The organism is Nocardiopsis sp. KDC1DS13DA1 (assembly GCF_055632325.1).
The window spans coordinates 18,476-41,570 of record NZ_JBVMUY010000034.1 but is presented as its reverse complement, the minus strand read 5'-3'; the positions used below and the strand labels follow the sequence as shown (position 1 = coordinate 41,570).

Below are 23,095 nucleotides of genomic sequence, written 5' to 3'. Positions count from 1 at the left end.
GCGGACCGTCCGCACCGCCGTTCAGACTCCGTGGGCCAACCGGGTCAGCACGACCCACTGCTCCGGAGGGAAGGCGAGCACGGCCAGGTCACCGTGGGTGGAGTCGCGCACACCGACGCGGCCCCCGTCCCACAGCACGGCCTCCACGCAGGTGCTCCCCCCGTTCTGGCTGAAACTGGAGACGTGCCACGTGCCCGGCTCCCGGCCGAGCCCCCTCACCTGTCCCTCCGGTGGTGCCGTCTTCCCTGGTCTTTTCTATGCACGAGACGCCCTCGATTCTCCCAGTTCCATCATTGGTCGCTCCTGTTTCCCGCGCAGTCCGGAAAGCTCGGTCGGTCGCTTATGTTTTCTGATAACGTTCGGACTCACTTGTACATGCCCACTCAGCTACCGATCATGTGGTCACGGTGGCTGCTCCCCCCGAGAGGTGCATTAAGTGTCGCGACTCGTGCGTTTCAGTGTGGACGACGGTGACTCCGTCGTCGTGGAGGTCGATGACGGCCGCGACGACAGTGTGCTGGTCAGCGGAGGTAGGGAGATCGAGGACGCCACCCAGACGTTCACGGAGAAACTCTCCACCGTACGCAAAGCCGTTTCGGTGACACTCGACGAACTGGGAAACTCCCTGAAGCCCGACGTCATCAAAGTGACCTTCGGAGTGAAACTCACCGCGGAGGCCGGAGCGATCATCGCCAAGTCGTCCGTGGAGGGAAATCTGCACGTCCAGATGCAGTGGGGCTACGAACGCCCCGAGGAAGAAGAGCAGCAACAGGGCTGAGCCGTTCTCGTCCGCACCCGAACCGTGTGTCGGCGCTCCTCAGCGGTCGGGGCAGTCGTCCGAGCGTACGGCTGCGGCGGGGCACCCGATCGAGGCGAGGGGCCCGCCGTGATCCGGCGTCGGCCGATCTCGTACAGGAAGATCCACCGGACGCCGCCCGAGAACTCCGGGTGCCCCGGCAGGGCGCACCGATCGGCCCGTAGCCGGCAGGCCCCGGTCGGTGACCGTCTCCAGGGCGGCCGCCGGAGAGGCCGGGTCGACTGACCGGAGGCGGTCGTGGCCCGGGAACAGGGGGCGCAGAGCCGCGGCGCGGCGGCGCGTCGGGTCAGCGGTGGTTCACGACGTTGACCACCCGGCCGTTCGGGTCGCGGACGAAGAACCGGCGTACCCCCCACTCCTCGTCCTGTAGGGGGTGCACGATCTCCGCGCCGCTGTCCACCACGGCCGCGTACACCGCGTCCACGTCGTCCACCTCGATGCTCATGTCCGGTGTGACGGGCGCGGTCTCGTCGCGGCTCATGAGGATGACCTGTGCCGTGGGGTTGGTGGGCGAGGCGAGGTTCACGACCCAGCCCAGGTTCATGACCTCCTCAAGCCCCAGGAGGCCGTAGAAGTCCCGGCTCTCCTCCATGGACGCGGACTGGATGTCGGGTACGACGCGACGGACTGACAACGGAGGCTCCTGTCGACGGGTGTGAGCGGGTCCCCCCGATCCTTCCCGAGGCGTGGTGGGGCACACCCGTCGGGGTCGGTCCACGGGAAGGTCGCCTGACATGGCGCGAGCGGGTGGGGCGCGCCTCCCCACCCGCTCGCACGTCCGGTTCCGTACTCAGATCTCCAGCGTCGTCTCGATGCTCTTGAGTTTGTGGCGGGCCAGGGCCAGGTTGCCCCGGGTGCGGTCCAACGCCAGGTAGAGGAACAGCCCCTGCCCGTTGCGGCCGGTGAGGGGACGGATGATGTGGTACTGGCTGGACAGGGTGATGAGGATGTCCTCGATCGCCTCGTTGAGGTTGAGCTGCTCCATCGTCCTCATCTTGGCCCTGACCACCTCCGTGTTGCCCGCCGCGGCGATGTTGAGGTCCAGGGCGCTCGTCGCGCTGAGCGTGCCCAGGGCCATGCCGCTGCCGTAGTCGACGACGGCGGCCCCGAGGGCGCCCTCGATCGCCATCATTTCCTTCAGCCCGGTTTCGATGTTCGCCATGTCCTTCTCTCTCCTGGGGTTGGTCCGACGCAGCGTCGGCCGCTGGGTGAGCCAGCGGCGCACGGCAGGAACCCGCCGTAGTGGAAAACGGCGGCCCGTCACGCGATCACCGGTTCCGTCCGCGGACGGTCGACCGACAGGGTGTGAAGCCCTCGCAGTACGCGTTCGAGTAGCGCACGGTCCACCGCGACGGCGGGGCGTGCCACGGGGCGGCCCCGGCCGGAGCCCCGCCGGGGCGGCGGCACGGGGGCCGTGCTCGCCAGTCCGCGCAGTCGTCGCAGTGCGAAGGCGAGGTTCCCTCGTTCCCGCTCCATCCGTACTTGCACACAGAGGTCAGAGCCCTTCAGAACGGCGAGCAGCAGATGGTGGTCGCCGTCGGTGACGACCACGTCCTCCACTGCCTCGGCGGTGCACAGGGGGCCGGTGTGGAGGGCTCGGAGGATCGACGCCGACTCCGCGGGCCGGTCCTTCTCGCCGACACGGGACACGGTGTCTCCTCCTCGCCAGTCGACGAGGCAGACGCTGCGGACTCCGGGGGTCTGGAGCATCTCCCGCATCTGCTGGTCGATGGAGAGCACGACGGCTCCTTAGGGGAGAGCGGGACGACAGGTGCCAGCCCGCGGTCGGACGGTTCAGCCGCACAACGGCCTCTGCGGATTCCACGAGACTAGGCCGTGCGTGTTTCGGCCGCAGGGATTTGCTGATTTTTCCTGCCTTGACCGAGAAAAACGGTGAGTCGCGGACGTCCGTAAGGGCGGGGTTCGGGGTGATTATGTATCCGAGTGAGAACAAAAACGTGTGTGGTGGGAAAATCACGGATAGTGGACTCTCCGGTTGCGTGGGAAATTCGCGCATGCGCGAGCTGATCCGCGCCGTGTGCGCCTCCTGTGTCCTGCGCATACTTTTTGGGGTTCTTGGGACGGAGGGCTTACCACCACGAACCCCCCAATTCTTCGCCACCGGTTCCCTTGCCCGGGCATGACCCCGCCCCTGATCGGGGATGGCTGGGGGGACGGTGTTCGTGCTGGTCACGCCTTTGTCGCGAAGATCCGCGGGCCCGTCCCCGATCCGGGGCCAAGCGCGCGGCACCGACGGACAGCCCGGAGCGTCGCCGCTCGGGCGGGTTCGCGCGCGACCGACGGGTCACCCACGTCCCCGAAACCGACAGGAGAACCACGATGACCACCGCCGCCGACATCATGCACACGGGAGTCCGGTGGGTTCCCGCCACCGAGACCCTGGACCGGGTCGCCCAGTTGATGCGCGAGCTGGACGTGGGTGTGATCCCGATCGCCGACCCCAGCAGCCCCGACGAGCGCATGTGCGGCATCATCACCGACCGCGACATCGTCCTCGAGTGCATCGCCCGCGGCCACGACCCCGCGCAGGTGACCGCCGGGGAGCTGTGTAAGGGCACGCCCCGCTGGGTCTCCACCGGGGCCGGTGTCGACGAGATCCTTCGGGAGATGGAGTCGCACCAGATCCGCCGTCTGCCCGTCGTCGACGAGAACAAGAGGCTGGTCGGCATGATCAGCGAGGCCGACCTGTCGCACCACCTGACGGACGACAAGATCGCCGAGTTCGTCGGGCGCGTCTACGCCTGAGCGTCGCGTCGACACCTCCGAGGGCCTCCGGTCTCCCCGCGGACACACCTGTCCGCCACGGGGGGCGGGGGCCCTCCCCCATGGCGTCGGTGGTGTCCGGGGCGGGAAGCCGGGTCGATGGAGTGGCTCTCGCCCCGGCGACGCTTGACTTGACGTCATAAGTGATGTCACCATGACGTCATGGATTTGATGCCGTATGTCGACGAACTCCGCCGCCAGCTCCTGGTGGCTGCCGAGGCCGGAGGTGAGGACACCCGGATCATCGCCGAGCGCCTCAGCGCGGCGCTGGAATCAGCGGCGCAGTTGACTCTGCTGGAGGCCCTCTCCGCCGCCGCGGACGAGATCACGCGGGACCTCGCCCCCGGGTCGGTCGAGATCCGACTGCGCGGGCGTCAGCCTGACTTCATCGTGACGTCACCCGATTTCGAGGGCGCTGACGAGGACGGCCTCGCGATGTCGCCGACCTACCAGGGTGACGTCGGTGAGGACGGTCGCACGTCCGCGGGGCCGCCCCGGGCCGAGACCGAGGACGGGGGCACCTCGCGGATCACCCTCCGCCTGCCCGACCGCCTCAAGTCGCAGGTCGAAGAGGCGGCCCGAGCCGAGGGGGTGTCGGTCAACGCCTGGCTCGTCCGGGCCGTGGGAACGGCGGTCGACGGCGGCAGGCGCCGGTCCGACAGCCGGGCTCGCCAGGTCGGCCGCGGCTACACCGGCTGGGTCCGCTGACCGGACCCGGTCGCACAACCTCCACCAGCACACCTCCACCACCACGTCTCCCACCAGCGGAGACGCCCACCACCGCCCCCTCAGGGAGACAGCCGTGCCCGTTTTCGACACCCCCGAACCGATCACCGCCGCCATCACCCTGGTCGCCGGATCCGTCCAGATCAACGCCGGGGACCGCACCGAGACCGTCGTCGAGGTCCGTCCGCGTGACGCGGAGAAGGACGCCGACGTGCGGGCCGCGGAGAACGTCGAGGTCGCCTACGCGGGCGGACGCCTCGACGTGCGGGACCCCCAGCCCACGGGGCTGGGCCGGATGATCGGACGCAAGGGCATGGTCGACATCACCGTCGAACTGCCCGCGGACTCGCGCCTCCAGACCACGGGCAGCTTCGGCACCGTCCGCTGCGAGGGGCGCCTGGGCGCGGCCGAGGTCGCCCTCTCCAACGGCAACATCGCCGTGGACCTGGTCACCGGCGACGCCGAACTCACCACGGGGTACGGCTGGATCCGGGCGGGGGAGGTCGGCGGCTCCGCCGTCGTCACGTCCACCGGCGGAGCCCTCACCCTCGGCACGGTGACCGGGGAGCTGCGGGCCAACTCCGCGCACGGTGACATCACCGCCGACCGGACCCCGGCCTCCGTCACGGCGCGCACCAGCCACGGCAGCATCCGGCTCGGCCGGGTGAGCGGCGGCGGCGTCGACGCGGAGACCTGCTACGGCGAACTGGAGATCGGCGTCCGCGAGGGGACCGCGGCCTGGCTGGACGCGGTGTCCCGGAAGGGCGTCGTGCGCAGCTCCCTGGAGGCCGCCGCCGACCCCGACCCCACCGAGGAGACCGTCGAGGTCCGCGCCCGCAGCATCCACGGCGACATCACCATCCACCGGGTCTGAACCGAGACAGACGGGACCGAACATGAACCGGCACACCCCCCACGCGGCCGTCACGGTCGCGGGCCTGCGCAAGTCCTACGGTGACCACACCGTGCTGGACGGCGTCGACCTGGAGATCACCGCGGGAACGATCTTCTCGCTGCTCGGCCCCAACGGTGCGGGCAAGACCACCATCGTCAAGATCCTGTCCACCCTGATCGGCGCCGACGGCGGCCGGGCCCGGGTCCTCGGACACGACCTGGCCGAGGAACCCGACGCGGTGCGTGCCGCGATCGGCGTCACCGGTCAGTACTCCGCGGTGGACGGCCTGCTCACCGGGCGCGAGAACCTGATGCTCATGGCGAGGCTGAACCGCCTGCGCGGTGCCGCCGCCCGCCGCCGCGTGACCGGGCTCCTGGAGCGGTTCGACCTGGTCGACGCCGCGGGCAAGCCCGCCTCCACCTACTCCGGGGGCATGCGCCGCCGACTCGACCTGGCGATGACCCTGGTGGGCGAGCCGCGGCTGATCTTCCTCGACGAGCCGACCACCGGCCTGGACCCGCGCAGCCGCCGGGACATGTGGCAGATCATCCGCGAACTCGTCGCCGACGGCGTCACGGTCTTCCTCACCACCCAGTACCTGGAGGAGGCCGACCAGCTCGCCGACCGGATCGCGGTCCTGGACCACGGCACGATCGTGGCCGAGGGCACCTCCGCCGAACTCAAGCGGCGGATCCCCGGCGGCCACGTGCGCCTGCGCTTCACCGAGGCCGAGGCACTGGAGTCGGCGGCCCGTGCCCTGGGCGGCGAGGCCGACCCGGACGCGCTGGCGCTCGACGTCCCCGGCGGGAGCGGGGTCGCCTCGCTGCGCGAACTCCTGGACCGCCTCGACAGCGCGTCGATCACCCCCGAGGAGCTGTCGGTGCACACCCCGGACCTCGACGACGTCTTTCTCGCCCTCACGGGCCACCGGAGCACGGACGACAACGCACGGAAGGCGACCCGATGACCGCCCTCACCCACACCGTCGGCGACTCCGCCACGATGGTGGCCCGCCAGCTGCGGCACATGCTGCGCTACCCGTCCATGACACTGATCCTGGCCGGGATGCCGATCTTCTTCCTCCTGCTGTTCGTGTACGTCTTCGGCGGTGCCATGGGCCCGGGAGCGGGCGGTGCCGCCGTCGGCCGGGCCGACTACCTCGACTACATCGCGCCCGCGATCATCCTGATCACGGTGGTGAGCACGGCCCAGGGGACGGCCATCTCGGTGGCCATGGACATGACCGAGGGCGTCGTCGCCCGGTTCCGCACCATGGACATCGCCCGGGTGTCGGTCCTGACCGGGCACGTCGTCGGGAGTCTGATCCAGGCGCTGCTGAACACGGCCCTGGTCACCGCGGTGGCGCTGCTCATCGGGTTCCGGCCCGGCGCGGGCCCGGGGGAGTGGCTGGCCGCTGTCGGCCTGCTGGTGACCGTCTCGTTCGCCCTCACGTGGCTGTCGGTGGCGCTGGGCCTGGTCTCCGGGTCCGTCGAGACCGCGAGCAACCTGCCCATGCCGCTGGTCTTCCTGCCCTTCCTCGGCAGCGGCTTCGTACCGACCGAGACGCTGCCGGCCGGTCTGCGCTGGTTCGCCGAGTACCAGCCGTTCACACCCGTCATCGAGACCCTGCGCGGGCTGCTGACGGGCACGGGGGTCGGTGAGCACGGGGTCGTCGCTCTCGCCTGGTGCGCCGGCATCGCCCTGGTCTCCTACCTCTGGGCCAGGAGGCTCTACAACCGCGACCCGGCGGCCTGACCGTCCCGGACCGTCACTCGCGGACCCGGGTGTTCTCCTCGGCGGGGCGCGCGTCAGCGCCGTCCGCGCCCAGGCCCGCGAGCAGGAGCAGCCCGGCTTCGGCCGGGCTGCCGGGGGCCGCGGACAGCACCAGCAGCTCCATGCCCGACCCGTCAGGTAGCGCGAAGTTCTCCTGGTGCAGCTCCAGCGGTCCGATCAGCGGGTGCCGGTACGCCTTGCGTCCGTGTGTGCGGGCGCGCACGTCCGCGCGGGCCCAGAGGCGGCGGAAGCGTTCACTGCCCATCGCCAGCTCGCCGATGAGCGAGGCCAGGCGGGGGTCCCCGGGATACTTTCCGGTGGCCAGCCGCAGGTGCCCGACCACGTCGAGGGTGCAGGTCTCCCAGTCCGCGTACAGTCCGCGCTCGGCCTCCTCGAGGAAGATGTGCCGGGCGGTGTTCAGGCCCGGCATCGGCCGGCCGTACAGGAGTGCGGCCAGGCGGTTGCCCGCCAGCACGTCCAGACGGTGGTTCATGATCAGCGCGGGTGCGTCGGAGACCAGGTCGAGGATGCGCAGCAGCTCCGGCCGGACCCGCCCGCCCGGCGCCTTCGCGCGGCGGCGCTGGCGCGCGAGCCGGTGGAGGTGCCCGCGTTCGGTCTCGTCGAGGCCGAAGACGCGGGCGAGTGCGTCGAGGACCTGCTCGGAGGGCTGGGTCGCGCGGCCCTGCTCCAGGCGTACGTAGTAGTCGACGCTGACCCCGGACAGGTGCGCGACCTCCTCGCGGCGCAGCCCCTCGACCCGGCGGCGGCTGTCGGCGGGGATGCCGACGGCCGCCGGGTCGACGCGGGAACGCCGTGTCCGCAGGAAGCCCGCGAGATCGTCCATGCCCCCAGTATGGGCCGGGCGGCGCCGGTGAGGGTGGTCCTGGCGTTACCAGGAAGACCCGTCCGACGGAAGGGGCGCCCCTGAACGCCGGGCTGCGCGGGGCGCAGGATCGGAGGCATCCGAACCGAAGGAGTTCCCATGAAGACGCTGATCGTCTACGCCCACCCGGAGCCGGAGTCGCTCAACGGTTCGCTGAAGAACCTCGCGGTGTCCACCCTGGAGGCCGCCGGGCACGAGGTGCGGGTGAGCGATCTGTACGCGATGGACTGGAAGGCGGTGGTGGACGCCGCGGACTACGGACCCGAGGCCTCACGTCCGCTGAAGGTCGCCCTGGACTCGGGCCGGGCCTTCGACACCGGGACGCTCACCCCGGACGTCCGCGCCGAGCAGGAGAAGCTGCTCTGGGCCGACACGGTCATCTTCCAGTTCCCGCTGTGGTGGTACACGATGCCCGCGATCCTCAAGGGGTGGGTGGACCGGGTGTTCACCTACCACTTCGCCTACGGCGTCGGTGAGCACAGCGACACCAAGTACGGCGAGCGCTTCGGCGAGGGCACCCTGGCGGGACGGAGGGCGCTGTTGTCGGTGACCACCGGCGGCCCGGAGTCGCACTACTCCGCCCGCGGGATCAACGGCCCCATCGATGACCTGCTGTTCCCGTTCCAGCACGGCATCCTCTACTACCCGGGCATCGAGGTGCTGCCGCCGTTCGTGCTGCACGGCACCGACCGGATGACCGCCGAGGAGTACCCGGACGCCGCCAAGGCCTGGGAGCATCGCCTGCTCACCCTGGAGTCGACCGAGCCGATCGCGTTCCGGCGGCAGAACTTCGGCGACTACGAGATCCCCTCGCTGCACCTGAGGGAGGGGCTGGAGCCCGAGGGCCGTACCGGCTTCGGGCTGCACGTGCGCGGTTAGTGCCGCGACGACGGGCGGCCGCGGTACCGGCCACCCCGCCTGAGGGGCGCGGGAGGGCGGAGCACCCGGTGCCGGGGAGGGAGGGGCGGCCGAGTCCCCGGTTCCGGGTGCCGCGCACGGCGGTGGACGAGGCCGTCGGGACCGGCCGGTCCGTCCGCACCCTCCGCGTCCGGGCGGGCCGCTTCGGACACCACGCGGCCCCGGGCGTCGGACACCGCCGCGCCATCACCGCCTAACATCCAGGACATGCGCATACTCGTGGTGGAGGACGACGACCGGGTCGCACGCGGACTGGTCACGGCGCTGCGATCGGCCTCCTTCGACGTCCAGCGCGTCGCCACGGCCGAGCGCGCCCTGGCCGCCCCGCCCGCCGACGTCGTCCTGCTCGACCTCGGCCTCCCCGACCTCGACGGCATCGACCTCCTGCGCCACCTCCGGGAACGCCCGCAGACGGCCATCATCGCCGTGACCGCCCGGGGCGAGGAGCGCGACCGGGTCCGCGGCCTGCGCGCGGGCGCCGACGACTACGTGGTCAAACCCTTCGGCGTCGCCGAACTCCTCGCCCGCATCGACGCGGTCCTCCGCCGTACCCGGACCGCCCGGGCCGAGGCCGTCGACGCCGAACCGTCGGTGACCGTCGGCCCGCTCACCCTGGACCCGGGCGCCCGCCAGGCCCGGATGGGGGACCGACCCCTCCGGCTCACCCGCAAGGAGTTCGACCTCCTCGCCCTCCTGGCCGCGCGCTCCCCGTCGGTGGTCGCCCGCGACCAGATCCTCGACCAGGTCTGGGGCGCGTCCTGGGAGGCCTCGTCCCGCACCCTCGACACGCACGTCGCCTCCCTGCGCGCCAAGCTCGGCTCGTCGGTGCGCATCCGTACCGTACGGGGCGTCGGCTACCTGCTCGACCAGGCGTGACGTCGTGCTCCGCCGCCTGCTCGCCATCCTGCTCCCGGCCGCGTTCGTCCTGGTCGCGGCGGTCGCGGTACCGATCGGCGGGGTGATCGCCCAGCAGCGCACCCAGGAGGTGTACGTCGATCTCCTCGCCGACGCGGGCCGGTTCGCCGCCCTGGCGCGCACGGCGCTGGAGACCGACCGGCTCGACGCCCTCACCCGGGAGATGGCCCGCTACGAGGACCTGTACGGGGTCCCCGCCGCCCTGGTCGCCCCCGACGGGCAGGTGGTCGGCGGGTCGGGGGGCACCGAACGGCTGACGGGCGTGGTCGCGGGCGTCACCACGCGGTCGGGCATCACCGCCGCCATGGCGGGGGCACGTCCCGAGCCGCCCGCCGCCGTCTGGCCGTGGACCGACGAGCCGCTGGTCGTCGCCGAACCCATCGGCCGCGACAGCGAGGTCGTCGGGGTGGTCGTCCTGGTGGCCCCGACGGACCGGCTGGCCTCGGACGTGCTCACCGCGTGGGGCTGGCTGGCCCTGGCCAGCGTGGTGCCGCTGGCACTGCTGGTCACCGCCGCGCTCCCGCTGTCCCGCTGGGTGCTGCGCCCGATCCGCCGACTGGATGCCGCCACCACCGCCGTGGCCTCGGGGGACCTGGCGGTCCACGTGGACGCCGAGGGCGGACCGCCCGAGCTGCGGCGGCTCACCGAGTCGTTCAACACGATGGTGGAGGTCGTGCGGCGCGCCCTGGACCGGCAGCGCGCCTTCGTCTCGGAGGCCTCCCACCAGTTGCGCAACCCCCTGGCGAGCCTGCGGCTGGCGGTGGAGAACCTGGCGCCGCACCTGGGCGGCCCGGAGGCGCGGGAGGCGCACGAGATCGCGATCGACGAGGCCACCCACATGCACCGCATGCTCAACTCGCTGCTCGCCGCCACCCGGTTGGAGAGCATCACGGGCACGGAGGCGGTCGAGGTCGCCGAGGTCCTGGGCACCCGCGTCGACCGGTGGCGGGCGCTGTGCGAGACACGCGGGTTCGCCCTGGCCACGGACGTGCCGGAGGGGGTCTGGGCGCAGGTCCCCGCGGGCGGACTCGGCAGCATCCTCGACGAACTGGTCAGCAACGCCTTCCGGCTGTCCGGCGGGACGCGCATCGAGGTGCGCGCGGAGCCGACCGCGGGCGGCGACCGGGTCCGGATCGGGGTGTTCGACGACGGCGTCGGGCTGCCGGAGGAGGAGCGCGGGTCCGCGGTGGACCGGTTCTGGCGCTCCTCCCGGCACCAGAACGTGGAGGGCACCGGGATGGGGCTGGCCATCATCGCCGACCTGGTCCGGGAGTCGGGCGGGGAACTCCTGCTGGAGGAGGGGCTGCCGGAGGGGGAGCGGCCGGGCTTCGGCGCGGTGCTGGTGCTTCCCGCGGCCCCGCCCCCGGAGTAGGGCCGGGGCCCTCCCTCAGATCGGCTTGTTGTCGCGGTACCAGCGCTCGGCCCCCGGGTGGAGGGGGACGTCCCCGGTGGAGATCCCCGTCCGCACGTTGATCTGGGCCGCCTCCGGCCGGGTGGCCGCCAGCCGGGAGGCGCGGGTGAAGAGGGTGTCGGCGACCAGGTAGGCCAGGTCGTCGTCGAGGTCGTTCCGGCACAGCAGCAGGTTCGGGATGGACAGGGTCCGGGTCGTCGGTACGCCCTCGTAGGTGGTGGCCGGGATGGAGGCGGGGAAGTACGCCTCGGGGTAGGTCTCGGCCAGGACGTCGGCGGCGCCGCCCAGGTCGACCAGGCGCACGGTCCGGCGCAGCGCCAGGCTCGCGATCGCGGGGGTGGGCAGGCCGGTCAGCGAGAGCATCGCGTCGAGTTCCCCGTCGCTGAGCAGGTCGGCGGAGTCGGCCTGGTTCAGCAGGACGGTCTCCATGCTCAGCCCGGTGGCGTCGGCGAGCCGCGTGGTCGTGAACTCGGTGCCGGAGTCGGGCGCACCCAGCGACACCCGCAGCCCCTCCAGGTCGGCGAGTTCCCGTACCGGCGAGTCGGCCATGACCACCAGGTGCAGGAAGCTGTCGTAGACGCGGCCGATCGCCGACAGGTCCTCGTCCTCGGTCACCTCGGCCGCCGTGACCAGGTCGAGGCTGGCCAGCCCCAGCTGGGCGTCACCGGCGGCGAGCAGCCGCAGGTTGTCCAGGGAGGCGCCGCTCTCCACGGACCTGACGTCGGTCTCCGGCATCCGTTCGCCCAGGACCCGCGCGAGCTCGGCACCGATCTCCCGGTAGACCGCGCCGGGCGGCCCGGTCGCGATCACCAGCTCCGGGAGCTCCGGAACGCCCCCGCGCCCGCACGAGGTGAGCCCGCCGACCACGGCGGCCGCAGCGCCGACCAGCACACTCCGCCGGTCCGGTCCCCTCGCTCGCATATCCGCAGCCTAGACGGAGCGGGAACCGCCCGGGGAGGGTCACGGCGACCTCCGTCACTCGGTGTGGAGGATCCATTGCCCGGGGTCGCGCAATGTCAGGGGAATCCCAACTCTTCCCCCTGTGGATTGCCGGTCACATACCAGCGTGAGCACCATCACTACACAACGTCCGCTTCATATCGGGGAAACCTCCGGGCAACAGGGTCGTCGTCCAGGGTTTCGCCCGGCGGGTGCACAGCACCGACAGCCACTCCCCCCACCCGCACAGGAGGAACACCATGGCAACCGACTCGACCGGGGTCGAGGGGCGCGACACGGCGCCGGTCCCCGAGGACAAGGACCGCGCCAGCGGCAGCCGGGAGGTCAACCCGCTCCCGCGCAGGATCGGCCTGGTCCTGGGGCCCGTGCTCGGCCTGCTGGTCTACTTCCTGCTGCCGGACATGCCGATGCCGCTGCCCGACGGCGGGGGCATGGGCGACCTCGCCGTCAACGGCCGCACGGTCGCGGCCGTCACCGTGTTCATCGCGGTCTGGTGGGCCACGGAGGCCATCCCGATCCCCGCGACCTCGCTGGTCCCCCTGGTGGCCTTCCCGATCCTGGTCGACGGCACGGCCGTGGGCGACGTCGCGCCGTCCTACGGCTCGCCGACCATCTTCCTGTTCATGGGCGGGTTCATGCTGGCCCTGGCCATGCAGCGGTGGAACCTGCACAAGCGGATCGCGCTGACCATCGTGTCCAAGGTCGGGTCCAACACCGTCGGCCTCATCGGCGGGTTCATGGTGGCGACCGCCTTCATCTCGATGTGGGTCTCCAACACCGCCACGACCGTGATGATGCTGCCCGTCGGCCTGTCGGTCGTCGCGCTGATCACCCAGTTCAGGGGCGGCAGGACCGACGCCAACTTCGCGACCGCGCTCATGCTCGGCATCGCCTACGCCGCCTCGATCGGCTCCGTGGCCACGCTCATCGGCACCCCGCCCAACGTGCTCATGGTCGCCTACCTGGGCGAGTTCCACGACATCACCATCGGCTTCGGCCAGTGGATGATCGTCGGCGTCCCGATCGCCGCGGCCTTCCTCCTCCTCGCCTGGGTCCTGCTGGCCCGCCTCATCTTCCGCCCCGGAATCAGGCGGGTGGAGGGCGCGCAGGAGCTGATCCGCGCGGAGCTGCGCGAGATGGGTCCGATCTCGCGGCCGGAGAAGCTGGTCCTGGCCGTGTTCGTCACGGCCGCGCTGTCCTGGATCTTCGTGCCGATGCTGGCCGACAGCGAGACCGTCGGCGGCGCGCTGCCCTGGCTCGGCAGCGTCACCGACCCGGTGGTCGCCATGGCCGTCGCCGTCGCGCTCTTCCTCATCCCGGCCGACCGCACCACCCGCCTGCTGGACTGGGACACCGCGGTCAAGCTGCCGTGGGGCATCCTGCTGCTGTTCGGCGGCGGCATCGCGATCTCCGGCCAGTTCACCGCCTCCGGGCTGAGCGCGTGGATCGGCGGTCAGGTCTCCGCGCTCGGCGGGGTGCCGATCTGGGTGCTCGTCCTGTGCGTCACCGCGATCGTGCTCCTGCTCACCGAGCTGACCAGCAACACCGCCACCACGTCCACGTTCCTTCCGGTCCTCGGTGGTGTCGCCGCCGGGCTCGACGTCGACGTCCTCGTCCTGGTGGTCCCGGCGGTCATGGCCGCGTCGATGGCCTTCATGCTGCCCGTCGCCACGCCGCCCAACGCGATCGCCTTCGGTTCGGGCTACGTGAACATCAACCAGATGATGCGCGGCGGAGTGTTCCTCAACCTCGCGGCGCTGTTCGTGATCCTGCTCGGGATGTACGCGCTCGCCGGGTGGGCGCTGGGGATCCCGCTCTAGACGGGGTCGGGTACGCGTCCCGCGGTGGCCCGCCCCACCGGACCACCGAGGTCCGCCGGGACAGAGCCCGACCCGAGGGGCGGACCGGTCCGGCGGTGCTCCCAGACTCCCTCTCCCGGGCCGTCCGGGCCGCCCGCCCCATCCCTCCGGGGGCCGTGCACGGCGACCACCGTGCACGGCCCCCTCGCGTGTGCGCTCGGTCGGGGCGTGCGACACGGGCGGGCGGGATCCCGGCTCTCCCGGGGCACACCCGAACAGATCCAAGATATTCCTTGACACGAATATTCGCCATGGAGAATACTTCTGTCCATGGACGAACCCCTCGCCGCACTGGCCGACCCGGCCCGGTGGCGGCTCGTACACCTGTTGGCCGAGCGGCCCCGGCCGGTCGGCGTCCTCGCCCGGCTCGCCGGGGCGCGCCAGCCGCAGACCACCAAACACCTGCAGACCCTGGAACGCGCCGGAGTCGTCACCTCCCAGCGCTCCGGCCAGCGCCGCGTCTACGCGCTTCGGCCGGGCCCGCTGCGGGATCTGGCCGCGGTCCTCGGGCGGCTCGCCGACACTGCGGAGCGGGCCGACGGGCCCCAGGCCGCCTACGAGCGCTACGGACTCAGCATGGACACCGAGCGGCTCGCGGCCCGGGAGGGGGCGGGGTGGGCCGACGGCCGATCGTTCGGGTTCCTCCGCTCCCTGGCGGGAGACCCGGAGACGGTCTGGCGCCACCTCACCGAGGCGTCCCTGCTCGCCCGGTGGTGGACACCCGAGAGTCTGTGCGTCTCCGAACTCGTCTTCGAGGCGCGACCGGGCGGACGGATCCTCCAGGAGTACCGGGACGCCGAGGACACCGACGGTTCCGAGCCGGTCGTCGGGCGCGCGGAGGGGGTCGTCGAGGAGGCGGCACCCGGTGAGCGCCTCGTCTACCGGCTCTCGCCCCTGCTGCCGGACGGCGGCACCGCCTTCACCGCCCGCGTCGACCTCACCCTTCGGCCCACCGGGGCGGGGACCGATCTCGACGTCGGCTACCGGATCACCGACAGCACGGTCGAGTCCGCCGACTTCGTCGCCGGTATCGAGATCGGCTTCGGCCAGAGCCTCGACCAGCTCGCGGCGCGCGTCGCCGCGGACGCGCACGACACCGACAGCACTGACAACGCTGACAGCACCGACAGGAGCAGCTCGTGGGACGACTGATCGTCAACACCGCCATGACCGTCAACGGTGCCTTCGAGGCACCGGCACCCGAGTCGAACGGCGGGTGGCTGGTCACCGACCCCGACAGCGTGCGGGCCGGGCTGGAGATGTGGCAGGCGGCCGACGCCATGCTGCTCGGGCGCAGGACCTACGAGGGGCTGTCCAAGGTCTGGCCCGAGCTCGCCGACGTTGCGGGGTTCGAGGCGTACGCGGCCCGGATGAACGGCATGCCCAAGTACGTCGCGTCCCGGACGCTGAGCGCACCGCTGGAGTGGAACGCCACCCTGCTCGACGGAGACCTCGCCGACGCCGTGGGGGCGCTCAAGGACGGGCACGACGGCAACCTCATCGTGCCCTCCGCCGGTGCACTGACCCGCGACCTCATCGCCCACGGCCTGGTCGACGAGTACTGGTTCACCGTCAGCCCCTACCTGTGGGCGACCGGACCGCGGATCTTCGACGACATCGGCCCCGTCCGGCTGGAGTTCACCTCCGCCACGACCTTCCCCTCGGGCGTGGTCCGCCTCTGCTACCGGCCCGCCCCGGACGGCACGCCCTCCGGCGGGTGACCGCGGGGGACCGGCCTCCGTCCCAGGCCGTGCACGGCGACCACCGTGCACGGCCGTTCCGGGTCCGGGGAGGGACCGTGTGCGTCGGCCGTGTGGTCGCGCTCACCCGGGGGCGTGCAACGCGGATGCGCGGGATCGCGTCCGAACAGGAACCGGGCGGTTCTCCGCCGATGCTCACGGACTGGACCATGCGGATATGACTCACGGGCCCCTGCGCAACGGTTTCACGACCCTCCTCACCCTGCTGGCCGGTCTCTGCGCCGCCGCGCTCCCCGTTCTCGCGGTCGTGCTGATCGCGCCGGAGGGCACCGTCGACCTGGAGGCCTACCGGGCGGCGGAGCGCTGCCCGAGCGCCCCGTCCGAGCCCGCGGACTGCCTGTGGGCGCAGGAGCTCACCGTCTCCGACGTCCACATGTCGCGCCGCGGAGCCAGGGGCGACGCGGACAGCACGGTCCTGACCGACGCGAACGGCGTGCACTGGGAGTCCGTCTACGCCAACCGGGGCCCCGTCGTCCACCAGCTAGAGGAGGGCGACCGGGTCACCGGAACCGTCTGGCGCGGTGAGCTGACCGAGATCGCGTTCGGGGACGACACGCAGCAGACCCGGGACGCCCCGGCCGACATGCGCGCACGGGTCCTCATCGGCGCGCTGATCATCGCCCCGCCCGGCCTCCTCACGGTGGCCGTGTGCCTCTGGCGGCTGTCCCGCCTCCCCGACCCGGAGCCGACCGAGGGGATGCGCGCCACCCTGAGCCTGGTCGTCACACTGTTCCTCATCGGACTCGTCTGCCCGGTCCTGGTCAGCGGACTGGGGGAGAACCTCTGGGCGGTGGTGGCCGTCTGGCTCCCCCTGGCCGCGCTGACGGCCCTCGGGTACCGGGTGTCCGTCACCCGCAGGCGCGCCCGGGCCGCCGGGGGCACAGGGACGGCCTGACCGCGGCCGGGGCCGCCGTCGGCCGGGCGTACCCCTGCCGGGTGAGCACCTTCCGGCAGCGGTCAGGATGGCCTGGTCGACGCGCCCACCCCCGAAACCGCTCCCCACCCCGCCCACCAGGAGCGAAACACGGCGTAACACGGGGAAACGCAGGCTTCACGGAGTGACAGGGCCGACGAAACACGCCCTTCCTACCGTCGGGCCCCATGGACACACCGCTGTATACACGGCCCGGCGGGGACACCGGGGGCACGGCCACGTCGCGCCGGGACCGGGTCTACGCCCTCATGCGCGAGGAGGTGCTGAGCGGCCGGATCGCCCCCCACACCCGTCTGGGCGAGGTCCGCCTCGCCGAGCACTTCGGCGTCTCCCGGACCCCCGTCCGCGAGGCCCTCGCCCGCCTGCACTCCGACGGCCTCGTCGAACGCCGCGAGAACGGCTTCTACGCCACCGTCCCCAACCTCGCCGAGCTCCGCGACCTCTACGAACTCCGGGTCACCCTCGAACTGCGCGGTATCGCCCGCGCCATAGAGGACCCCGCGGTCGCACACGACCCCGAGGTCCTCGCCGCCGAACGCGAGCGCTGGGAGAAGCTGCGCGCCGATCCCCCCGAACCGGACCCCTCCTTCGTCCTGCTCGACGAGGAGTACCACGCCGCCCTCTCCCGCGCCTCCGGCAACCGCGCCCTCACCGAGTCCCTCGTCTCCGTCAACCAGCGCATCCGCCGCGTGCGCATGTACGACTTCCTCACCGAGGACCGGATCACCTCCACCATCACCGAGCACCTCCAGATCGTCGAGCACCTCGCGGCCCGCGAACTGGACTGCGCCTACCGCGCCATGCACGACCACGTGGGCGCCTCCATGGAGGTCGTCCTCGAACGCGCCCAACGCGCCCTGACCCAGATGGCGCTCCACTCCGACATTTTGTGACCGCGACCCTCCCCCTGGCGTCCTGACCCGGGAGAGAAGGAGAACCAGCGTGTTCGACTCCGTGCTCGTCGCCAACCGCGGCGAGATCGCCTGCCGCATCATCCGCTCCGCCCGCGAGCTCGGCCTGCGCACCGTCGCCGTCTACTCCGACGCCGACGCGGGCGCGCCGCACACCCGGCTCGCCGACGAGGCCGTCCGCCTCGGTCCGGCCCCCGCCGCCGAGAGCTACCTCGACATCGACCGCGTCCTGGCCGCCGCGTCCGCCACCGGGGCCGGAGCCGTCCACCCCGGTTACGGGTTCCTCTCCGAGAGCGCCGCCTTCGCCCGCGCCGTCGAGGACGCGGGGCTCGTCTTCGTCGGTCCCGAGCCGCGCCACCTGGAGGAGTTCGGCGACAAGCACACCGCCCGCAAGGCCGCCGCCGCGGCCGGTCTGCCGATGGTCGCGGGCAGCGACACCCTCCCCGACGCCGACGCGGCCGTCGCCGCCGCCGAGCGGATCGGCTACCCGGTCATCCTCAAGTCGACCTCCGGCGGTGGCGGGATCGGCCTGCGCCCCTGTGCCGACCAGACCGCGCTGCGTTCCGCGTTCGACCAGGTCAGCCGGATGGCGCAGACCCACTTCGGTGGGGGAGGGGTGTTCGTCGAGCGCTTCGTCTCCCGCGCACGCCACATCGAGGTCCAGGTCTTCGGCGACGGACACGGCCGCGTCGTCACCCTCGGGGACCGCGACTGCTCGCTCCAGCGACGCAACCAGAAGGTGGTCGAGGAGGCGCCCGCCCCCGGTCTGCCCGACGCCCTGCGCGCCGAACTCCACCGCACCGCCCGCGCCCTGTGCGCCGGTGTGTCCTACCGCAGCGCGGGAACGGTGGAGTTCGTCTACGACGTCGAGCGCGGCGAGGCCTCCTTCCTGGAGGTCAACACCCGCCTCCAGGTCGAGCACCCGGTCACCGAGGAGGTCACCGGCGTCGACCTGGTCGCCTGGATGCTGCGCCTGGCCCGGGGCGAGCAGGTGCTCGCCGACGTGCCCGACGAGGGCCCCGCCCGCACCGGGCACGCCGTCGAGGCCCGCGTGTACGCCGAGGACCCCGCGCACGACTTCCGGCCCAGCTCCGGCCTGCTCACCCGGGTCGAGGTCCCCGCGGGGGTGCGCGTCGACGGCTGGGTGGAGACCGGCCAGCGCGTCACCAGCGACTACGATCCGATGCTCGCCAAGGTCATCGTCCGTGGCCAGGACCGCGCCGACGCCCTCGACCGGCTCGGCCGCGCCCTCGCCGAGGTGCGGATCGACGGCCTCCAGACCAACCTCGGGCTCCTGCGCGCCCTCACCGACCACCCGGACGTCCGTGCCGTCGACCACACCACCGCCACCTGCGGCGGCGTCGGCGACCCGGAGCCGCGGATCGAGGTCGAGCGCGCCGGAACCCTCACCACCGTCCAGGACTGGCCCGGCCGCACCGGGTACTGGCAGGTGGGTGTGCCGCCGTCCGGGGCCATGGACGACCTGTCCCTGCGACTGGGCAACACCGCCGTGGGCAACCCCGAGGGGGCGCCCGGCCTGGAGTGCACGATCGAGGGCCCGGCGCTCCGGTTCAGCGCCGCCGCGACCGTGTGCGTCACCGGAGCCCCCGCTGACGTCACCGTCGACGGCGCGCCGGTCCCGCAGTGGGAACCGGTGGCGGTCCCGGCGGGCGGCCTGCTCGACGTCGGCGCCGCGCGCGGGCCGGGCATGCGCACGTACGTGCTGTTCAGGGGTGGTCTTGATGTGCCGGACTACCTCGGCAGCGCGGCCACCTTCACCGCCGGCGAGTACGGCGGCCACAGCGGGCGCGCGCTGCGGCTCGGGGACGTGCTCCGCCCCGGGGTGCCCGCCGCCCCGGCTCCGGCACCGCGCCCCGTCCCCCGGGAGGAACGCCCCGACTTCGCGGCTCCGACCGAGTCGGGCGCGGACGGACGCGCCCACTGGGACGTCGAGGTCTCCGAGGGGCCGCACGCCGCCCCCGAGTTCCTCACCCGCGAGGGACTGGCCGACTTCTACGCCACCGCCTGGAGGGTGCACCCCCAGTCCGCCCGCAACGGCGTCCGCCTCTCCGGCCCCAAACAGACCTGGGCCCGGCCCGACGGCGGCCAGGCCGGTCTGCACCCGTCCAACGTGCACGACACCGCCTACTCCGTCGGCGCCGTCAACCTCTCCGGCGACACCCCGGTGCTCCTGGGCCCCGACGGCCCGAGCCTGGGCGGGTTCGTCTGCCCCGTCACCGTCGTCACCGGCTCCCGGTGGAAGGTCGGCCAGCTCCGCCCGGGCGACACCGTCCGCTTCCACCCGGTGACCGAGGCCGCCGCCGAGAAGCTGCACACCGTCCCCACGGCCGCGCCGCTCCTGCGCGCGACCGGATCCGACGGCGACGACGGGGTGCTCGCCCGCCTGCCCGCCGCCGACGGCGCCCCCGAGGTCACCTACCGTCGCAGCGGGCACGACAACCTGCTGGTCGAGTACGGGCCGATGGTGCTGGACCTGGGTCTGCGCATGCGCGTCCACGCCCTCATGGCCGCGCTCGACGAGGCCGCCCCGCGCGGGATCGTCGACACCACACCCGGTGTGCGCTCCCTGCACCTGCACACCGACCCCGGGGTGCTGCCGCTGCGCACCCTGCTCGACCTGCTCCAGGAGATCGAGGGCAGGCTCCCGCCCACCTCCCGGCTGCGGGTGCCGAGCCGGACCCTGCACCTGCCGATGTCCTTCGACGACCCGTCCATCCACGAGGCGATCAGCCGCTACGCGACCGGTGTGCGCGACGACGCGCCCTGGAACCCCGACAACATCGAGTTCATCCGCCGCATCAACGGCCTCGACTCGGTCGACGACGTGCGCGACACCGTCTTCGACGCCTCCTACCTGGTACTGGGCCTGGGCGACGTCTACCTCGGCGCGCCCGCCGCCACTCCCCTCGACCCGCGCCACCGGCTCGTCACCACCAAGTACAGCCCGGCGCGGACCTGGACCCCGGAGGCCGGGGTCGGGATCGGCGGCGCCTACCTGTGCGTGTACGGGATGGAGAGCCCCGGCGGCTACCAGCTCATCGGCCGCACGGTGCCGATCTGGTCCGGGCTGCGCCAGTACGGCCCCTTCGAGCCCGGCACCCCCTGGCTGCTGCGGTTCTTCGACCGGGTCAGCTGGTACCCGGTCGGGCACGAGGAGCTGCTCGACATCCGGGCCGACCTCCTCGCCGGACGGCACGAACTGGAGATCGCCGACGGGGAGTTCGTCCTCGCCGACCACGAGCGTTTCCTCGCCGACAACGCGGACTCCATCGCCGCCTTCCGCGACCGCCAGGCCGCCGCCTTCGAGGCCGAACGCCGGCGGTGGGAGGCCGCCGGGGAGTTCGAGGACCGGCCCGAACCCGAACCCGCCGCCGACCCCGGCCACACGGACCTGCCGCCCGGCGCCGCCCTGGTCGAGTCCCCGCTGTCCGCGTCCGTGTGGAAGGTCGACGTCCGCCCCGGAGACACGGTCGAGGAGGGCCAGCCCGTCGTCCGGCTGGAGGCGATGAAGCTGGAGGTCGTGGTCCGCGCGCCCCGCGCGGGTACGGTCTCCGACATCCTGGTCGCGCCCGGGCAGCACCTGGACCCCGGCCGCGCCATGGCCGTCATCACCCAAGGAGGAGCCTCCTGATGCCCACTCCCACCGACCGCGTCCACGCCGCCTACCGGAGGATCGCCGGGGCCGACCGGCCCGAGGTCTGGATCACCCTCCGGCCCGAGCAGGACCTGCTCGTGGAGGCGAAGGCGGTCGAGGACCGGCTCGCGACGGGGGAGGACCTGCCACTCGCGGGGACGCTCGTCGCGGTCAAGGACAACATCGACGTGGCGGGGCTGCCCACCACGGCGGCCTGCCCGGAGTTCGCCCACACCCCGCAGGTGAGCGCGACCGCCGTCCAGCGGTTGGTGGACGCGGGCGCGCTCGTGCTCGGCAAGACCAACCTGGACCAGTTCGCCACCGGGCTGGTCGGTACGCGCAGCCCGTACGGGGCGGTACGGGGCGCCTTCGACCCGGAGCGGATCTCCGGCGGCTCCAGCTCGGGGTCGGCGGTCGCGGTCGCGCTGGAGATCGCGGACGTCTCCCTGGGCACCGACACGGCCGGATCCGGGCGGGTGCCCGCCGCGCTGCACGGGATCGTGGGGATCAAGCCGACGGTCGGCCTCGTCCCCGCGACCGGTGTGGTCCCGGCGGCCAAGCCCTACGACTGCGTGACCGTGTTCGCCCGCGACCTGGCCACCGGCACGGCCGCGCTCCGGGTGATGACCGGGCCCGACCCGGCCGACCCGTACAGCCGGGACTGGCCCGCCGACGTGCGCCTCGCCCCGCGCCACCCCGCGCGGGTGGCCGTCCCGACCGCAGACGGGCTCGCGGTGCTGAGTGACGCCGAGCGCGCCGCCTTCCACTCCGCCGCCGGCACCCTGCGGGAGAAGGGGGTCGGGCTTGAGACCGTGGACGTGGCGCCCCTGCTGGAGGCGGCCAGGCTGCTGTACGACGGTGCGCTGGTCGCCGAACGCTACGCCGCCGTGGGCGAGTTTTTGTCCGGTGCTCCAAAGTCGGCCGACCCCACGGTGTCCGGGATCATCCTGGCCGCCGCCGACCTGCCCGCGCACGCGCTCGCCACCGACCAGCACCGCCTGGCCGCCTACCGGTCGACCGCCAGGGAGCTGCTCGCCGGGTTCGACGCGCTGCTGCTGCCCACGACCGTCGGCCACCCGACCCTGGCGGAGGTCGCGGCCGATCCGGTCGGGGAGAACTCGCGCCTGGGGACGTACACGAACTTCGTCAACCTGCTGGACATGGCGGCGGTCGCCGTGCCCGCCGGGACGGCGGACGGGCACCGGTTCGGGGTGAGTCTCATCTCCGACGCCTTCGACGACCAGGTGGGTCTGGACCTGGCGGCGCTGCTGACCGGTGACGAGCCGGGGGAGGCGTATCCGGAGTCGGGCGTGGAGCTGGCGGTGTTCGGCGCGCACCTGCGCGGGCAGCCGCTCAACCACCAGCTCACCGACCTGAGGGCGCGGTTCGTCGAGGCGACCGAGACCAGCGCGGACTACCGGATGTACGCGCTGGCCACGACCCCGCCCAAGCCGGGCCTCCAGCGGGTGAACGCGTCGGGGGTGGCCGTGCGCTGCGAGGTCTGGCGGATCTCCCCGGCCGGGCTGGGGGCCTTCCTGGCCGCGCTGCCCGCGCCGATGACACTGGGGGCGGTCACCCTGGCCGACGGCCGGTCGGTGGTGGGGTTCGGGTGCGACCCGGCCGCCGTCGAGGGGGCGGAGGACGTCAGCCGCCACGGTGGGTGGCTGGCCTACCGGGAGTCCCTGGAGGGCTGAGCCGCGTGTGGGCCCCCGTTCGTCGCGCGACGGACGGGGGCTTTTCGCTGCGGTTCGGAGGCATCACATCAAAGCTATTCATTTCGGGCGAACGGGATTGTTCTGGCGTGATTGAGGTGGGGGTGTCGACCTTAATTAATGCCTCCTGAGCTGCGGCAATGTGCTCCCGGTCGAACTTTCTCCGAAGAACTTCACAGAAA

At 72.4% G+C, this 23,095-nt stretch carries 22 protein-coding genes; 16 read left to right on the top strand and 6 right to left on the bottom strand.

Annotated features, from left to right (window positions below; genetic code table 11):
* Nucleotides 1–21: 21 nt before the first annotated feature.
* Entirely contained in the window at nt 22–219 is a 198-nt protein-coding gene (locus ACTVAJ_RS22430; protein ID WP_470390200.1) for a DUF397 domain-containing protein, read from the bottom strand.
* A gap of 217 nt (nt 220–436) precedes the next feature.
* Here ACTVAJ_RS22430 and ACTVAJ_RS22425 point away from each other — a divergent pair, with 217 nt between their 5' ends.
* Complete coding sequence (locus ACTVAJ_RS22425; RefSeq protein ID WP_470390199.1) at nt 437–778, top strand: CU044_2847 family protein; 342 nt, start codon at nt 437–439, stop codon at nt 776–778.
* A 325-nt stretch (nt 779–1,103) separates the two neighbouring features.
* Here the strand turns inward: ACTVAJ_RS22425 and ACTVAJ_RS22420 are convergent, their stop codons facing one another.
* The 3 genes from ACTVAJ_RS22420 to ACTVAJ_RS22410 all read right to left on the bottom strand — a co-directional run bounded on the left by ACTVAJ_RS22420 (nt 1,104) and on the right by ACTVAJ_RS22410 (nt 2,557).
* A complete protein-coding gene (locus tag ACTVAJ_RS22420; protein ID WP_470390198.1) occupies nt 1,104–1,451 on the bottom strand; it encodes a VOC family protein in 348 nt (115 codons plus the stop codon).
* A 156-nt stretch (nt 1,452–1,607) separates the two neighbouring features.
* A complete protein-coding gene (locus ACTVAJ_RS22415) occupies nt 1,608–1,979 on the bottom strand; it encodes a hypothetical protein (RefSeq protein ID WP_470390197.1) in 372 nt (123 codons plus the stop codon).
* 98 nt (nt 1,980–2,077) lie between these two features.
* Nucleotides 2,078–2,557: a hypothetical protein gene (locus ACTVAJ_RS22410; RefSeq protein ID WP_470390196.1), complete on the bottom strand. Its 480-nt coding sequence runs from the start codon at nt 2,555–2,557 to the stop codon at nt 2,078–2,080.
* A 600-nt stretch (nt 2,558–3,157) separates the two neighbouring features.
* Between ACTVAJ_RS22410 and ACTVAJ_RS22405 the strand changes: the two genes are divergently transcribed.
* The 5 genes from ACTVAJ_RS22405 to ACTVAJ_RS22385 all read left to right on the top strand — a co-directional run bounded on the left by ACTVAJ_RS22405 (nt 3,158) and on the right by ACTVAJ_RS22385 (nt 6,977).
* On the top strand, nt 3,158–3,583 hold the full coding sequence (locus ACTVAJ_RS22405) for a CBS domain-containing protein (protein WP_470390195.1): 426 nt from the start codon (nt 3,158–3,160) through the stop codon (nt 3,581–3,583).
* A 180-nt stretch (nt 3,584–3,763) separates the two neighbouring features.
* The gene (locus ACTVAJ_RS22400) at nt 3,764–4,309 is read left to right on the top strand and encodes a toxin-antitoxin system HicB family antitoxin (RefSeq protein ID WP_470390194.1); all 546 of its coding nucleotides are present in this window, start codon (nt 3,764–3,766) and stop codon (nt 4,307–4,309) included.
* Nucleotides 4,310–4,403: 94 nt separating this feature from the next.
* Nucleotides 4,404–5,201 (top strand): DUF4097 family beta strand repeat-containing protein, encoded by a 798-nt coding sequence (locus tag ACTVAJ_RS22395; RefSeq protein ID WP_470390193.1) that lies wholly within the window; start codon nt 4,404–4,406, stop codon nt 5,199–5,201.
* Nucleotides 5,202–5,223: 22 nt separating this feature from the next.
* Nucleotides 5,224–6,189 carry an ATP-binding cassette domain-containing protein gene (locus tag ACTVAJ_RS22390; RefSeq protein ID WP_470390192.1) on the top strand — a complete coding sequence of 322 codons (966 nt, stop codon included), beginning with the start codon at nt 5,224–5,226 and terminating at the stop codon, nt 6,187–6,189.
* Nucleotides 6,186–6,977, top strand: a complete 792-nt coding sequence (locus tag ACTVAJ_RS22385) for an ABC transporter permease (protein WP_470390191.1) — start codon at nt 6,186–6,188, stop codon at nt 6,975–6,977. Before ACTVAJ_RS22390 ends, ACTVAJ_RS22385 begins: the two co-directional genes overlap by 4 nt.
* Nucleotides 6,978–6,990: 13 nt before the next feature.
* Here ACTVAJ_RS22385 and ACTVAJ_RS22380 read toward each other — a convergent pair whose 3' ends face one another.
* Nucleotides 6,991–7,839, bottom strand: a complete 849-nt coding sequence (locus ACTVAJ_RS22380) for a helix-turn-helix transcriptional regulator (RefSeq protein ID WP_470390190.1) — start codon at nt 7,837–7,839, stop codon at nt 6,991–6,993.
* A 138-nt stretch (nt 7,840–7,977) separates the two neighbouring features.
* On the opposite strand from ACTVAJ_RS22380, the gene ACTVAJ_RS22375 reads away from it, so the two are divergent.
* From ACTVAJ_RS22375 to ACTVAJ_RS22365, 3 genes are all read left to right on the top strand, one after another.
* Complete coding sequence (locus ACTVAJ_RS22375; RefSeq protein WP_470390189.1) at nt 7,978–8,757, top strand: NAD(P)H-dependent oxidoreductase; 780 nt, start codon at nt 7,978–7,980, stop codon at nt 8,755–8,757.
* Between the two features lie 246 nt (nt 8,758–9,003).
* Nucleotides 9,004–9,672, top strand: coding sequence for a response regulator (locus tag ACTVAJ_RS22370; protein WP_470390188.1), 669 nt, complete (start codon nt 9,004–9,006; stop codon nt 9,670–9,672).
* 4 nt (nt 9,673–9,676) lie between these two features.
* Complete coding sequence (locus tag ACTVAJ_RS22365; RefSeq protein WP_470390187.1) at nt 9,677–11,083, top strand: sensor histidine kinase; 1,407 nt, start codon at nt 9,677–9,679, stop codon at nt 11,081–11,083.
* 15 nt (nt 11,084–11,098) lie between these two features.
* Here the strand turns inward: ACTVAJ_RS22365 and ACTVAJ_RS22360 are convergent, their stop codons facing one another.
* Nucleotides 11,099–12,043 carry a TAXI family TRAP transporter solute-binding subunit gene (locus ACTVAJ_RS22360; protein WP_470390186.1) on the bottom strand — a complete coding sequence of 315 codons (945 nt, stop codon included), beginning with the start codon at nt 12,041–12,043 and terminating at the stop codon, nt 11,099–11,101.
* 278 nt (nt 12,044–12,321) lie between these two features.
* Between ACTVAJ_RS22360 and ACTVAJ_RS22355 the strand changes: the two genes are divergently transcribed.
* The 7 genes from ACTVAJ_RS22355 (at nt 12,322) to atzF (ending at nt 22,895) form a co-directional block, all read left to right on the top strand.
* Entirely contained in the window at nt 12,322–13,902 is a 1,581-nt protein-coding gene (locus ACTVAJ_RS22355) for an SLC13 family permease (protein ID WP_470390185.1), read from the top strand.
* A gap of 309 nt (nt 13,903–14,211) precedes the next feature.
* Complete coding sequence (locus tag ACTVAJ_RS22350) at nt 14,212–15,093, top strand: metalloregulator ArsR/SmtB family transcription factor (RefSeq protein WP_470390184.1); 882 nt, start codon at nt 14,212–14,214, stop codon at nt 15,091–15,093.
* The gene (locus ACTVAJ_RS22345) at nt 15,081–15,662 is read left to right on the top strand and encodes a dihydrofolate reductase family protein (protein ID WP_470390183.1); all 582 of its coding nucleotides are present in this window, start codon (nt 15,081–15,083) and stop codon (nt 15,660–15,662) included. The genes ACTVAJ_RS22350 and ACTVAJ_RS22345 overlap by 13 nt, the downstream gene beginning before the upstream one ends.
* A 196-nt stretch (nt 15,663–15,858) precedes the next feature.
* Nucleotides 15,859–16,596, top strand: coding sequence for a hypothetical protein (locus ACTVAJ_RS22340; protein WP_470390182.1), 738 nt, complete (start codon nt 15,859–15,861; stop codon nt 16,594–16,596).
* A 206-nt stretch (nt 16,597–16,802) separates the two neighbouring features.
* On the top strand, nt 16,803–17,528 hold the full coding sequence (locus ACTVAJ_RS22335) for a GntR family transcriptional regulator (protein WP_470390181.1): 726 nt from the start codon (nt 16,803–16,805) through the stop codon (nt 17,526–17,528).
* A 49-nt stretch (nt 17,529–17,577) separates the two neighbouring features.
* Nucleotides 17,578–21,198, top strand: coding sequence for an urea carboxylase (gene uca / locus ACTVAJ_RS22330; protein ID WP_470390180.1), 3,621 nt, complete (start codon nt 17,578–17,580; stop codon nt 21,196–21,198).
* Complete coding sequence (gene atzF / locus ACTVAJ_RS22325; RefSeq protein WP_470390179.1) at nt 21,198–22,895, top strand: allophanate hydrolase; 1,698 nt, start codon at nt 21,198–21,200, stop codon at nt 22,893–22,895. The genes uca and atzF overlap by 1 nt, the downstream gene beginning before the upstream one ends.
* Nucleotides 22,896–23,095 lie beyond the last annotated feature (200 nt).